General features: G+C 67.3%; 6 protein-coding genes, 1 tRNA gene and 2 pseudogenes. 8 read left to right on the plus strand and 1 reads right to left on the minus strand.

Translation table 11 applies throughout. From position 1 onward, the window contains the following. Positions 1-8: 8 nt before the first annotated feature. The 7 genes and pseudogenes from lgt (at position 9) to QUE33_RS04395 (ending at position 9,451) form a co-directional block, all read left to right on the plus strand. Positions 9-1,006: pseudogene (lgt, locus tag QUE33_RS04365) on the plus strand (prolipoprotein diacylglyceryl transferase). A 191-nt stretch (positions 1,007-1,197) separates the two neighbouring features. Beyond that, positions 1,198-5,089: pseudogene (gene gltB, locus QUE33_RS04370) on the plus strand (glutamate synthase large subunit). Then, positions 5,008-5,658, plus strand: coding sequence for a GltB/FmdC/FwdC-like GXGXG domain-containing protein (locus QUE33_RS04375; protein WP_286303042.1), 651 nt, complete (start codon positions 5,008-5,010; stop codon positions 5,656-5,658). The pseudogene gltB and the gene QUE33_RS04375 overlap by 82 nt, the downstream one beginning before the upstream one ends. After that, entirely contained in the window at positions 5,651-7,117 is a 1,467-nt protein-coding gene (locus QUE33_RS04380; RefSeq protein WP_286302141.1) for a glutamate synthase subunit beta, read from the plus strand. The genes QUE33_RS04375 and QUE33_RS04380 overlap by 8 nt, the downstream gene beginning before the upstream one ends. A 56-nt stretch (positions 7,118-7,173) precedes the next feature. Further along, on the plus strand, positions 7,174-8,622 hold the full coding sequence (gene pyk, locus QUE33_RS04385) for a pyruvate kinase (RefSeq protein ID WP_286303044.1): 1,449 nt from the start codon (positions 7,174-7,176) through the stop codon (positions 8,620-8,622). Between the two features lie 62 nt (positions 8,623-8,684). After that, a tRNA-Leu gene (locus QUE33_RS04390) sits at positions 8,685-8,767 on the plus strand. Positions 8,768-8,836: 69 nt separating this feature from the next. Further along, the gene (locus tag QUE33_RS04395) at positions 8,837-9,451 is read left to right on the plus strand and encodes an ANTAR domain-containing response regulator (RefSeq protein ID WP_286302143.1); all 615 of its coding nucleotides are present in this window, start codon (positions 8,837-8,839) and stop codon (positions 9,449-9,451) included. Positions 9,452-9,497: 46 nt separating this feature from the next. Here the strand turns inward: QUE33_RS04395 and QUE33_RS04400 are convergent, their stop codons facing one another. Then, a complete protein-coding gene (locus QUE33_RS04400; protein ID WP_286303046.1) occupies positions 9,498-9,905 on the minus strand; it encodes a hotdog fold thioesterase in 408 nt (135 codons plus the stop codon). 63 nt (positions 9,906-9,968) lie between these two features. Here QUE33_RS04400 and polA point away from each other — a divergent pair, with 63 nt between their 5' ends. Further along, entirely contained in the window at positions 9,969-14,285 is a 4,317-nt protein-coding gene (gene polA, locus QUE33_RS16350) for a DNA polymerase I (RefSeq protein ID WP_286302146.1), read from the plus strand. Position 14,286: the final 1 nt, after the last annotated feature.

A 14,286-nucleotide genomic window follows, 5' to 3' on the forward strand; every position in this document is an offset into this window, starting at 1 on the left:
TCTCTCTCATGTCCCTTGCGCTTCACAGCCTCATCTCGGGCGTGCCCGCCAGCATCCCGAGCCCGCCGGTCAGCACCTTCCCGATCTTCGGTCTCACGATCCACTACTACGCGCTGTGCATCATCGCGGGGATCATCGCGGCCACGCTGATCACGAACCACCGCCTCACCAAGCGCGGTGCCGAGAAGTGGGTCGTCATCGACATCGCGATCCTCGCGGTGCCGCTGGCCATCATCGGGGCGCGCATCTTCCATGTGCTCACCCACCCGAACTTCTACTTCGGCCCCGGCCGGAACACCTGGAACCCGTTCGAACCCGGCTCGGTGTGGGCGATCTGGGAGGGCGGCATCGCCATCTTCGGGGCACTCCTCGGTGGTGCCGTCGGTGCGTACTTGGGCTGCCGGTGGACCGGCATCCGATTCTGGACCTTCGCCGATGCTCTTGCTCCCGGACTGCTGCTCGCGCAGGCCATGGGCCGGTTCGGAAACTGGTTCAACCATGAGCTGTTCGGCCTGCCCACAGACCTGCCGTGGGGACTCGAGATCGAGTCGACGAATCCGGCGTTCCCCCTGGGCTTCCCGATGGCACCCTGTTCCACCCCACCTTCCTCTACGAGGTGATCTGGAATGGCCTCGGCGTGCTCGTGCTGCTGTGGCTCGGGCGCCGACTGCGCCTGCAGTGGGGCAGGCTCTTCGCCGTGTACCTGATCTGGTACGGCGCGGGTCGAATCGTGTGGGAGTCCATCCGCATCGACCCCAGCGAGGTCTTCTTCGGCCTGCGCAGCAACGTCTGGGCAGCGATTCTCGGCGTACTCGTCGGGGTGGTCATCCTGATCGTGCAGACCCGCCGTCACACGGGCTTCGAGGCATCGCCCTACCGAGATGGTCGGATTCGCGCCGACGCGGAGGTAGAATCTGAGCACGATTCCCACGATTACGTCGATCTGAGCGCCCCTCCGGCCGACGAGGTCGACGCAGGAGCACCCGCCACAAGCACGGCTCCCTAATACGCGTGCGTCATTCGACTCGCACGTGATCATCCGATACTGAACGAGCGGGCCAACGCTGTCCCCGGTTTCACTCGACTCTGAGGACGGTGACTGGTGTACTTCCAGCCTCCCTACGGCGCCTCCGGCGCCTACCCCCGAAGCAGGGGATGTACAACCCCGCGTTCGAGAAGGACGCCTGCGGCCTGGCCATGGTCGCGACGCTCCGCGGGGAACCCGGCCACGACATCATCGCGCTGGCGCTCGAGGCGCTGCGCAACCTGGAACACCGCGGTGCGATCGGCTCTGACGCCGGCACAGGCGATGGCGCCGGCATCCTGACCCAGATGCCGGACGCGTTCCTCCGATCGGTCACTGAATTCGAACTTCCGCCCGCAGGCGAGTACGCCGCGGGCCTCGCGTTCCTCCCACGGGAGTCGAGCGCACGCCGCGAGCAGAAGGCGGGCATCGAGCGCATCGCCGCTGACGAGGGCCTCACCGTGCTCGGGTGGCGCACCGTCCCCACGGCCAACGAGCACCTCGGAAAGCTCGCCGACGAGGCGCGTCCCGCCTTCGAGCAGCTCTTCGTGTCGGCATCGGGCGGGGCATCCGGGATCGCCCTGGATCGCGTCGCGTACCGGCTGCGCAAGCGCGCCGGCCATGAGCTCGACGCCTACTTCGTCTCGCTCTCCGCTCGCACACTCGGCTACAAGGGCATGGTCACCACCCTGCAGCTGGAGCCGTTCTACCCCGACCTGCAGGACGAGCGGTTCGCCTCCGAACTCGCGGTGGTGCACTCGCGGTACTCCACGAACACGTTCCCGTCCTGGCCGCTCGCGCAGCCGCTGCGGATGCTCGCGCACAACGGCGAGATCAACACCGTCGGCGGCAATCGCAACTGGATGCGGGCACGCCAGTCCCAGCTGGCCTCCGAGCTGCTCGGCGACATCACGCCGCTGCTCCCGATCTGCACCCCCGGCGCCAGTGACTCGGCGTCCTTCGACGAGGTGCTCGAACTGCTCACCCTCACCGGTCGCAGCCTGCCTCATGCCGTGATGATGATGGTTCCCGAGGCCTGGGAGAAGCAGACCGGGCTCGACCCGGATCTTCGCGCCTTCTACGAATATCACGCCAACCAGATGGAGCCGTGGGACGGGCCGGCGGCACTGATCTTCACCGACGGCGTGCAGGTCGGCGCCACCCTCGACCGAAACGGACTGCGGCCCGGGCGCTGGACCGAGACCACCGACGGCCTGGTCGTGATCGGCAGCGAGACGGGAGTGCTCGAGTTCGCCCCCGAACGCATCAAGCGACGCGGCCGCCTGCAGCCGGGACGGATGTTCCTGGTCGACACCGCGCAGGGACGCATCATCGAAGACGAGGAGATCAAGCGCGACCTCGCCAGCCTGCATCCCTGGCAGAAGTGGCTCGACGAGGGTGCGGTGCAGCTGAGCGACCTGCCCGAGCGGGAGCACATCGTGCATCCGGCCGCCTCCATCACCCGCCGCCAGCGCACCTTCGGATACACCGAGGAGGAGGTGCGGATCCTGCTCACGCCCATGGGGCAGAATGGTGCCGAACCGCTCGGCGCCATGGGCAGTGACACGCCGATCGCCGCGCTGAGCGAGCGTCCGCGACTGCTGTTCGACTACTTCGTGCAGCAGTTCGCGCAGGTCACCAACCCGCCCCTCGACGCGATCCGCGAAGAGGTCGTCACCAGCCTGCGTCTCGGACTGGGTCCGGAGCGCAATCTGCTGGATTGGGGGCCCGAGCACGCGCGCACCGTGAGCCTGGACTTCCCGGTGATCGACAACGACGAGCTGGCCAAGATCCGGCACATCGACCGGGCGCTGCCCGGTCGATCGAGCGCCACGATCAGCGGGCTCTACCACTTCGATGCCGGCCCGCACACCCTGCAGGAGCGGCTGACGCAGATGTGCGCCGAAGCCGATGCCGCGATCGAACGCGGCGCGGAGTTCCTGATCCTGTCCGATCGGGACTCGAACAAGGACCTGGTTCCGATCCCGTCACTGCTGATGGTCGCCGCGGTGCATCACCACCTGATCCGCCGAGAGAACCGCATGAAGGTCGGTCTCGTCGTCGAGGCGGGTGACGTGCGCGAAGTGCATCACGTCGCGACCCTCATCGGGTACGGGGCATCTGCCGTGAACCCCTACCTGGCGATGGAGACCGTAGAGCATCTGGTGCGCACCGGCTACATCACCGGGATCTCTCCCGAGCAGGCGGTGTACAACGTCATCCATGCGCTCGGCAAGGGCGTGCTCAAGATCATGTCGAAGATGGGCATCTCCACGGTGTCGTCCTACGCCGGGGCGCAGGTGTTCGAGGCGATCGGCCTGAGCCAGGAGCTGGTGGATGCCTACTTCACCGGCACCGAGACCAAGCTCGGCGGCATCGGGATCGAGGACGTGTTCGCCGAGAACCAGGCGCGGCACGACTTCGCCTATCCCGAGGACGAGGCCGCACGGGCCCACGAGCGCCTCTGGACCGGAGGCGAGTACCAGTGGCGCCGCGACGGATCACCGCACCTGTTCAACCCCGATACGGTCTTCCGGCTGCAGCACTCCACGCGTACCCGCCGGTACGACATCTTCCGCGAGTACACCGCGCTGGTCGACGATCAGTCCCGTGAGCTGAAGACGCTGCGCGGCCTGTTCGAGCTGCGCGTCGGAGAACGCCCTCCCGTGCCGCTGGACGAGGTGGAGCCGGTCAGTGCGATCGTGAAAAGGTTCTCGACAGGTGCCATGAGCTACGGCTCGATCTCGCAGGAGGCGCACGAGACTCTCGCGATCGCGATGAACCGCCTCGGCGGCAAGTCCAACACCGGCGAGGGCGGTGAGGATGCCGAGCGTCTGGTCGATCCGGAGCGTCGCAGCGCCATCAAGCAGGTGGCATCCGGGCGGTTCGGCGTGACCAGCCAATACCTGACCGAGGCCACCGATCTGCAGATCAAGCTCGCGCAGGGCGCCAAACCGGGGAGGGCGGGCAGCTGCCGCCGCAGAAGGTGTACCCGTGGGTGGCGCGCACCAGACATGCGACACCCGGGGTGGGACTGATCTCCCCGCCGCCGCACCACGACATCTATTCGATCGAAGACCTCAAGCAGCTCATCTTCGACCTGAAGCGCGCCAATCCCAACGCACGGATCCACACCAAGCTGGTCAGCCAGTCGGGTATCGGAGCGGTCGCCGCAGGGGTCGCCAAGGCGCTCAGCGACGTCATCCTCGTCGCCGGCCATGACGGCGGCACCGGGGCGAGCCCCTGAACTCGCTCAAGCACGCGGGCACGCCCTGGGAGCTCGGCCTGGCCGAGACTCAGCAGACGCTCATGCTCAACAGCATGCGCGACCGCGTGGTGGTGCAGGTCGACGGTCAGCTCAAGACCGGACGCGACGTGATCATCGGCGCGCTGCTGGGCGCCGAGGAATTCGGCTTCGCCACGGCGCCGCTCGTGGTCAGCGGATGCATCATGATGCGGGTGTGCCACCTGGACACGTGTCCGGTCGGGGTCGCGACCCAGAATCCGGTGCTGCGGGCGCGGTTCACCGGAAAGCCGGAGTTCGTCGTCAACTTCATGGAGTTCATCGCGGAAGAGGTGCGAGAGCACCTCGCCGCGCTCGGATTCCGGTCGCTGGACGAGATCATCGGCCGTGTCGACCTGCTGAGGACGGATGCCGCGGTGCACCACTGGAAGAGCGCTGGGCTCGACCTCGCGCCGATCCTCGAGGGCCCGGTGTTCCCCGCCGCCGAACCGCGCAAGAGCAGCCGCCCGCAGGATCATGAGCTGCACAAGCACTTCGACGCCGAACTGATCGCGATGTCCGGTGACGCGCTCGAGAACGCCGATCCGGTGCGCATCGATCTGCCGATCCGCAACACCGAACGCGCTGTGGGGACGATGCTCGGCCACCACGTGACGACCCGCTACGGCGCCGCCGGGCTGCCCAGGAGACGATCGACATCACCCTGCGGGGGACCGCGGGACAGTCCCTCGGCGCCTTCCTGCCCGCCGGCATCATCCTGCGGCTGGAAGGAGATGCGAACGACTACGTCGGCAAGGGACTCTCCGGGGGCGACATCGTGATCCGCCCGCCGCGGGAGGCCGCCTTCGAACCGCAGCTGAACGTGATCGCCGGGAATGTGATCGGCTACGGGGCCACGGGTGGTTCGATGTTCATCTCCGGGGTCGTGGGGGAGAGGTTCCTGGTGCGCAACTCGGGGGCGACCGCCGTCGTCGAGGGCGTGGGCGACCACGCGCTCGAGTACATGACCGGCGGCGTCGCGGTGATCCTGGGCCGCACCGGCCGCAACCTCGGAGCCGGCATGTCCGGCGGTGTCGCATACGTGCACGGACTGCAGGAGGAGCAGGTCAACGCAGAGGCGCTGCACAACGGCGAACTGCGCCTCGAGGGGCTGGACGACGACGATGCAGCAGCCCTGCGCGCGCTGCTCACCGAGCATGTCGAACGCACCGGGTCGCCGCTGGCATCCGATCTTCTGAACGCCGCCGACGCGCTGCGCACCGCTTTCGTCAAAGTGCTGCCGCGCGACTACGCGGCGGTGCAGGAGATCCGCCGTGAGGCGCAGGCCGCCGGCGACGATCCCGACGGCGACAGAGCATGGAACCGGATCCTGGAGGTGACCCGTGGCTGACCCCAAAGGCTTTCTGAAGACGACGGAGCGCGAGCTGCCGGCCCGCCGGCCGGTGCCGGTGCGGATCATGGACTGGAAAGAGGTGTACGAGCCCGGTGACCGCACGGTACTGCGCCGGCAGGCGAGTCGCTGCATGGACTGCGGCGTGCCGTTCTGCCATTCCGGATGTCCACTCGGCAACCTCATCCCGGAGTGGAACGACCTCACCTGGCGTGACGAGGCCCGATCCGCCAGCGAGCGACTGCATGCGACGAACAACTTCCCGGAGTTCACCGGGAGGCTCTGCCCGGCGCCGTGTGAGAGCGCCTGCGTACTGAGCATCAACCAGCCCGCGGTCACGATCAAGCACATCGAGCAGTCGATCGCCGACTACGCGATCGAGAACGGCTGGACGCAGCCGCAGCCACCGCAGCGGCTGACCGGCAAGACCGTCGCCGTGGTGGGTTCGGGACCTGCCGGGCTCGCGGCGGCCCAGCAGCTCACGCGTGCCGGGCACACCGTCGTCGTGTACGAGCGGGATGACCGCATCGGTGGCCTGCTGCGCTACGGCATCCCGGACTTCAAGATGGAGAAGCGACACGTCGACGCCCGCCTGCAGCAGATGCGCGAGGAGGGCACTCGCTTCCGTGCGGGGGTGGAGATCGGCACCGACCTGTCGTGGAGCGATCTGCGTGCACGGTACGACGCGGTCCTCGTGGCGACCGGCTCGACCGTGCCTCGCGATCTGCCGATTCCCGGCCGCGATCTGGACGGCGTACATTTCGCGATGGACTACCTCGTGCAGTCCAATCGCGTCGGTGCCGGTGACGAGATCCCTGACCAGATCACCGCGAGAGACAAGCACGTGGTTGTCATCGGCGGCGGCGACACCGGCGCGGATTGCATCGGCACCGCACATCGTCAGGGAGCGCGGAGCGTGACGAACCTTGCCATCGGGCGCCGCCCGGCATCCGAACGGACGGCGGAACAGCCCTGGCCGACCCAGCCGACCCTGTTCGAGGTGCAGTCCGCACACGAGGAGGGCGGAGAGCGCACGTATCTCGCTTCCACCGTGGAGTTCCTGGCCGATGACGCGGGCGCCCTGCGTGCGCTGCGTGTGGCGGAGACCGCCTTCGTCGACGGGAAGCGCGTGCCGCAGAGCGGAACAGAGCGGGAGATCCCGGCCGAGCTGGTGCTGATCGCGATGGGCTTCACCGGCACCGAGGCGAACGTTCTCGGCTCCGAAGCCGTGCCTGCCGTCACCCGGCGGGGCGTGTTCCAGCGCGACGCACGCTTCGCCTCATCGGAGCCCGGCGTGTACGTGGCCGGCGACGCCGGGCGCGGACAGTCGCTGATCGTGTGGGCGATCGCCGAGGGTCGTGCCGCCGCGGCGACGATCGACCGCGACCTGATGGGCACGACTGCGCTGCCCGCGCCGGTCGCTGCAACGGATGTCGCACTCAGCGTCCAGCCCGCGTAGGCTGAGCGCGGCAGCGTCGCCGATTTTTCTGTTTACCCCCTACCCTGGAGATGCCGTTGAGACGCGCGAAGATCGTGGCCACGCTCGGCCCTGCAACCTCGACCTATGAAACGGTCCGTGCACTGATCGAGGCGGGAGTCGACGTCGCACGACTCAACCTCAGTCATGGTGACTACTCCGTGCACGAGGCGAACTACGCGAATGTGCGCCGAGCAGCCGACGATGCCGGTCGTGCCGTGGCCGTGCTGGTCGACCTGCAGGGACCGAAGATCCGACTCGGCCGGTTCGAGGACGGCCCCTACGATCTCGCGGTGGGCGACATCTTCAAGATCACCACCGAGGACATCGTGGGCAACCGTGAGATCTGCGGGACGACGTTCAAGGGTCTGCCCCAGGACGTCAAGCCGGGTGACTACCTGCTGATCGACGACGGCAAGGTGCGGGTGGAGGTCGTCGAGTCCGACGACACCGTCGTGACCACCCGTGTGATCGTGGCGGGCGCTGTCTCGAACAATAAGGGCATCAACCTGCCGGGCGTCGCCGTGAACGTCCCCGCGCTGAGCGAGAAGGACGAGGACGACCTGCGGTGGGGTCTGCGCACCGGCGCCGACCTGATCGCCCTGTCGTTCGTGCGGAACGCCTCGGACATCGAGCGGGTTCACGAGATCATGGCCGAAGAGGGTGTGCGCATCCCCGTCATCGCGAAGATCGAGAAGCCGCAGGCGGTCGACGCCCTCGAAGGGATCGTGGACGCCTTCGACGGCATCATGGTCGCACGCGGCGACCTTGGCGTCGAGCTGCCCCTGGAAGCCGTTCCGATCGTCCAGAAGCGCGCGGTCGAGCTCGCCCGTCGCATGGCCAAACCGGTGATCGTCGCCACGCAGATGCTCGAGTCGATGATCTCCAGCCCCGTTCCGACCCGCGCGGAGACCTCCGATGTCGCCAACGCCGTGCTGGACGGCGCGGATGCGGTGATGCTCTCGGGCGAGACCAGCGTCGGGGACTACCCGGTCGTGGTCGTGGAGACCATGGCGCGGATCGTCGAGTCGACCGAGGAGCACGGGCTGGAGCGCATCTCGCCGCTCACGAACAAACCCCGCACCCAGGGTGGCGCGATCACGCTCGCAGCCCTCGAGGTCGCGGAGTTCGTCGAGGCGAAGTTCCTGTGCGTGTTCACGCAGTCCGGCGATTCCGCCCGCAGGCTGTCCCGTCTGCGCTCACGCATTCCGATGCTCGCGTTCACGCCCGAGCCCGGCATCCGTCGCCGCATGGCGCTGACCTGGGGAATCCAGTCGAAGCTGGTGGATCTGGTGCAGCACACGGATGCGATGTTCCACCAGGTCGACGAGTACCTGCTCGGCCAGGGACTGGCGCAGGAGGGAGATCGCGTGGTCGTGATCTCCGGATCCCCTCCCGGGATCATCGGCTCCACCAACGACATCCGCGTCCACAAGGTCGGGGATGCTGTCGGCGGAGCTGCTCCGATCTACAAGCACGGCGTCTGAGACGTGTCAGAAGGGGGCGAGCCTGCGGGCTCGCCCCTTCTCGTGCGCTAAAGTCGATCCGGGCCGGCGTGGCGGAATGGCAGACGCGGAGCACTCAAAATGCTTTGTCCGAGAGGACGTGTGGGTTCGAGTCCCACCGCCGGCACATGTACGACGTGGGCGCCCGCCGCTGACACCAGCGAGAACACGACTTCACCCCGATAGGATGTAACCCGTGACTGAAGAACAGCCTGAGCAGCCCACGGCATCTGCACCGCGACGCGTCGTCGTCGCCGAGGACGAATCGCTCATCCGCCTCGATATCGTCGAGATCCTGCGCGACAACGGATTCGACGTCGTCGGTGAAGCCGGTGACGGTGAGACCGCTGTGCAGCTGGCCACCGAACTGCGCCCCGATGTGGTCGTGATGGATGTGAAGATGCCGCAGCTGGACGGCATCAGCGCGGCCGAGAAGCTGCACAAGGCGAACATCGCCCCCGTCGTGCTGCTGACCGCGTTCAGCCAGAAGGAACTCGTGGAGCGCGCCAGCGAGGCCGGCGCGCTGGCCTATGTCGTCAAGCCCTTCACCCCGAACGACCTGCTTCCCGCGATCGAGATCGCTCTGGCTCGTCACGAGCAGATCATCACGCTCGAGGCCGAGGTCGCCGACATGGTCGAGCGATTCGAGACCCGCAAGCTCGTCGATCGCGCCAAGGGCCTGCTGAACGAGAAGATGGGCCTGAGCGAGCCCGAGGCGTTCCGCTGGATTCAGAAGGCGTCGATGGATCGCCGGCTGACGATGCAGGATGTCGCCAAGGCGATCATCGAGCAGCTCGCGCCGAAGAAGTGAATCGAGCGCAGCGCGTCGAAATCGCACTGCTCGATGACACGCTGCCTCACTTCTGAGGCAGCGGCTTAATCATGTTCGTGATGCGGATCGTCGAGCAGCGCCGCCCCTGATCGTCGGAGACGACGATCTCGTGCACCGCCATCGACCTGCCCAGGTGGATGGGTGTGCAGACGCCGGTGACGATGCCCGAGGTGGCGGAGCGGGTGTGCGTGGCGTTGATGTCGACGCCGACGGCGAGCTTTCCGGGCCCGGCGTGCAGATTCGCGGCCATCGATCCGAGCGACTCGCCCAGCACGACATACGCGCCGCCGTGCAGCAGCCCGACCGGCTGCGTGTTGCCCTCGACGGGCATCGTGGCCACGCTGCGCTCGATCGAGAACTCGGTGAGAACGATCCCCATCCGCTCCGCGAGCGCGCCCAATCCGCGCTGAGTGGCCCACTCCATGCCGGTCATCTGAACCTGATCCGTCACATATCCTCCTCGGCGAGTGTCCGTCCCGCTGGTTAGGCTTGCAGGGTGACGGACTCCGCAAAGCCTACCCTCATGGTCGTCGACGGCCACTCGCTCGCCTACCGGGCCTTCTTCGCCCTTCCGGTCGAGAATTTCACAACCAGGGACAACCAGCACACGAACGCCATCTACGGCTTCCTGTCGATGCTGGTGAACCTGATCAAGGCCGAGAAGCCCTCGCACATGGCGATCGCCTTCGACACCTCGCGGCACTCGTTCCGCACCGAGGAGTACCCCGAGTACAAGGCGACGCGCTCGGAGTCACCGCAGGAGTTCCGGGGGCAGATCCCGCTGCTGCAGGAATGTCTCGCTGCGATGTCGATCCCGGTGCTCACGAAGGAGGGCATCGAAGCGGACGACATCCTCGCCACCCTTGCCAGGCAGGGCACCGAGCAGGGCTACCAGGTGCTCGTCGTCTCGGGCGACCGTGACTCGATCCAGCTGGTGAACGACGAGGTGACGCTGCTGTACCCCTCGGTGCAGGGCGTCTCGCAGCTCAAGCGCTACGACCCGGATGCCGTGCTGGAGCGCTACGGCGTGCGCCCGGAGCAATACCCCGACATCGCTGCGCTGGTGGGGGAGACCAGCGACAACCTCCCGGGCGTTCCGAAAGTGGGGGAGAAGACGGCGGTGAAGTGGCTGACACAGTTCGGCTCTCTCGATGAGCTGCTGGAGCGCGCCGGGGAGATCAAGGGCGTTGTGGGCGGCAACCTGCGTGAGCACATCGAGGACGTACGCCGCAATCGCCGCCTGAACCGGCTGCTGAACGATGTGGAACTGCCTCTGGGGCCGGCCGAGCTCGCCGTCGCGCCCATCGATGCGCAGGCGCTGCGTGACGTGTTCGCCAGGCTGGAGTTCCGCACGCTGCTCCCACGCGTGTTCGAAGCGGTCGGCGCGACCGACGAACCCGTGCACGACGAGCCCGCCGTGTCGATCCCGGAACCGACGGAGGCCTCGGCATCCGAGATCGCCGCGTGGCTGTCCGGCCACACCGGCGAGACGGGGCTGACGCTGGTTCTCGAGGGCACCACGATCACGCGGATCGGTGTTGCGCACGGCGATGAGCTGCGCGAGGGCGATTGGAGCGATGACACCGCCGCGGCGCTGCGCGCCTGGTTGGAGTCCGATTCCCCGAAGGTGCTCAACGACGCCAAGCCGCAGGTGAAGGCGCTCCTGCGGGTCGGCATCCGTCTGGGCGGGCTGTCGTACGACACGCTGCTGGCCGGCTGGCTGATGCGCCCCAGCTTTCCCGACAAGACCCTCGCGCACCTGGTCGGACGCTATCTCGACGAGAAGCTTCCCGAGGCCGACCCCACCCAGCTCGTCCCCGAGACCGACGGCGCGACGCCCTCCCAGGAGGCGTGGTTCACGCTGCGTACCGCCGCTGCCCTGCGTGAGGCGATGCCCGCATCCGTGGCATCCGTGCTCACCGACATAGAGCTTCCCACCCTGATGACGTTGGCCGACATGGAGCTCGCCGGCGTCGCGGTCTCGCACGACGTGCTCTCCACCTTCTCCGGCGAGCTGCTCAGCCGCACCGACCGCCTCGCCGCTGAGGCGTTCGAGTTGGTCGGGCGCGAGTTCAATCTCGGCTCTCCCAAGCAGCTGCAGGAAGTGCTCTTCGAGGACCTGCAGCTGCCCAAGACCCGCAAGACCAAGACCGGGTACTCCACGGATGCCGCAGTGCTGGCCGACCTGCAGGAAACGAATCCGCATCCCTTCCTGGACCTGCTGCTGCAGCACCGCGAGGCCACCAAGCTCCGCCAGATCATCGAGTCGCTCGACACGGCGATCGGCGAGGATCACCGCATCCACACCACCTATGTGCAGACGGGCAGCCAGACCGGTCGGCTCTCCAGCACCGATCCGAACCTGCAGAACATCCCTGTGCGCACCGAGGAGTCTCGTCGCATCCGCAGCGCCTTCGAGGTGGGCGACGGCTACGAGACACTGCTCACGGCCGACTATTCGCAGATCGAGATGCGGATCATGGCACATCTCTCCGGCGACGCGAATCTGATCCAGGCGTTCAACTCGGGTGAGGATCTGCACCGCTTCGTCGGCTCCCGCGTCTTCGGCGTGCAGCCCGAGGAGGTCACCTCGGCGATGCGCACCAAAGTGAAGGCGATGTCGTACGGCCTGGTGTACGGTCTCAGCGCGTTCGGCCTGTCCAAGCAGCTGCGGATCGAGCAGTCCGAGGCCAAACAGCTCATGCAGGAGTACTTCGCCCGGTTCGGGGCGGTGCGCGACTATCTGCGCGCGTCGGTTCTCCAGGCGAAGGAAGACGGTTACACCGAGACGATCTTCGGCCGGCGGCGCCCGTTCCCCGACCTGTCCAGTCCGAATCGGGTGCTGCGCGAGAACGCCGAGCGGGCTGCTCTGAACGCCCCCATCCAGGGAAGCGCGGCCGACATCATGAAGCTCGCGCTGTTCCGCATCCATTCCGACCTGCGCGATGCGGCGCTCCGCTCACGCGTGCTGCTGCAGATCCACGACGAGCTGGTCGTGGAGATCGCCCCGGGGAGTGGGAGGCCGTCGAGGCGATCGTACGCGAGCAGATGGCGGGTGCGGCGGAGCTCTCCGTTCCGCTGGATGTTCAGGTGGGACGAGGCCGGGACTGGAACGAGGCGGCGCACTAGGCTCGAATCCATGACTGCACAACCGCGCACCCCGTCCGCGATCGACCAGGTCGCCGAGCGCTGGGTGGACACGCTCGTCGACCTGTCTCCCGTGCTGGCGACCTACATCGGACGCAACGAGGCCAACGGCAGGCTGGACGATCTGAGCCCCGAGGGGCATGAGCGCTCCGTCGCCGCCGCGCGGGAGGCTCTCACGGAACTGGATGCCCTGGATCCCGCCGACGAGATCGATCGCATCACCAAGACCGATCTGTCTGCCGAACTGCGCCTGCAGATCGAGCTGCATGAGGCGCAGTGGCACCTGCGCGACCTGAACGTGATCGCCTCGGCACCGCAGGATTTCCGCCAAGCGTTCGATCTCATGCCCACCGCACAGGCGGAGGACTGGGGTGTGATCGCCGAACGGCTCGCCGCGCTGCCGGCGGCGCTGAAGGGCTACACGCAGACCCTGCGAGAGGGCATCCGTCAGGGCATCATGCCCGCCCGGCGCCAGGTGACCGAGGTGGCCGCGCAGATTGCGCGCTACACCGCCGACGATGGCTTCTTCGCCTCGTTCGTCGCCGAGGCGGCACCTGAGGAGGGTCAGCTTCCGGCATCCCTCGCGAAGGACCTCGCCGATCTCTCCGGTGCGGCGCGCGTCGCCTACGACGAGCTGCGCACATTCCTCTCCGGCGAGCTCGCGGCCGCCGCTCCCGAGCAGGATGCCGTCGGGCGCGAGCTCTACGCACTGAACTCCCGCCGATTCCTGGGTGCCACGATCGACCTGGACGAGACCTACGAGTGGGGGCGCGAGGAACTCGATCGGATGATCGCCGAGCAGAACTCGATCGCGAACGAGATCCTTCCCGGGGCGACCGTCGAAGAGGCCGTCGCGCACCTCGAAGCCGATCCCTCGCGCAAGCTGCACGGCACCGAGGCACTGCAGCAGTGGATGCAGCAAACCAGCGACAGGGCGATCGCCGACCTGGGCGCCAGCCACTTCGACATCCCGGAGCAGATCCGCGAGCTGGAATGCATGATCGCCCCCACGCAGGAAGGCGGCATCTACTACACGGGCCCCACCGATGACTTCTCCCGTCCGGGACGGATGTGGTGGTCGGTGCCGGAGGGCGTGACCGAGTTCGACACCTGGCGCGAGCTGACCACCGTGTACCACGAGGGCGTTCCCGGCCACCATCTGCAGATCGCGCAGGCCACCTACAACCGTGCCGAGCTGAACACCTGGCGGCGGGTGCTGGCCGGCACCTCCGGACACGCCGAGGGCTGGGCCCTGTACGCCGAGCGTCTCATGGAGCAGCTGGGCTACCTCGACGACCCCGCCGACCGGCTGGGTATGCTCGACGGTCAGCGCATGCGCGCCTTGCGCGTGGTGCTCGACATCGGGGTGCACCTGGGCAAGCCGCGCCTGGAGGGCGATGGCATCTGGGACTACGACTACGCGATCGAGCTGATGCGACGCAACGTGAACATGCCCGACGAGTTCCGCCGCTTCGAGGTGAACCGCTACCTGGGCTGGCCGGGGCAGGCTCCCTCCTACAAGGTCGGTCAACGGATCTGGGAGCAGGTGCGCGATGCGGTGCGCGCGCAGGAGGGCGAGGCCTTCTCGTTCAAGGCGTTCCACAAACGCGCGCTGGACCTGGGCGGTGTGGGCCTGGACACACTTCGGTCGGCGTTCCTGGGCTGAC

Origin of the sequence: Microbacterium suwonense (assembly GCF_030296555.1) — a bacterium.
Taxonomy (GTDB): domain Bacteria; phylum Actinomycetota; class Actinomycetes; order Actinomycetales; family Microbacteriaceae; genus Microbacterium; species Microbacterium suwonense.

What these genes read in the sequence shown, in the direction of transcription:
- QUE33_RS04400 (WP_286303046.1), bottom strand. Translation starts at nt 9,905, where the DNA reads ATGACCGGCATGGAGTGGGCCACTCAGCGCGGATTGGGCGCGCTCGCG.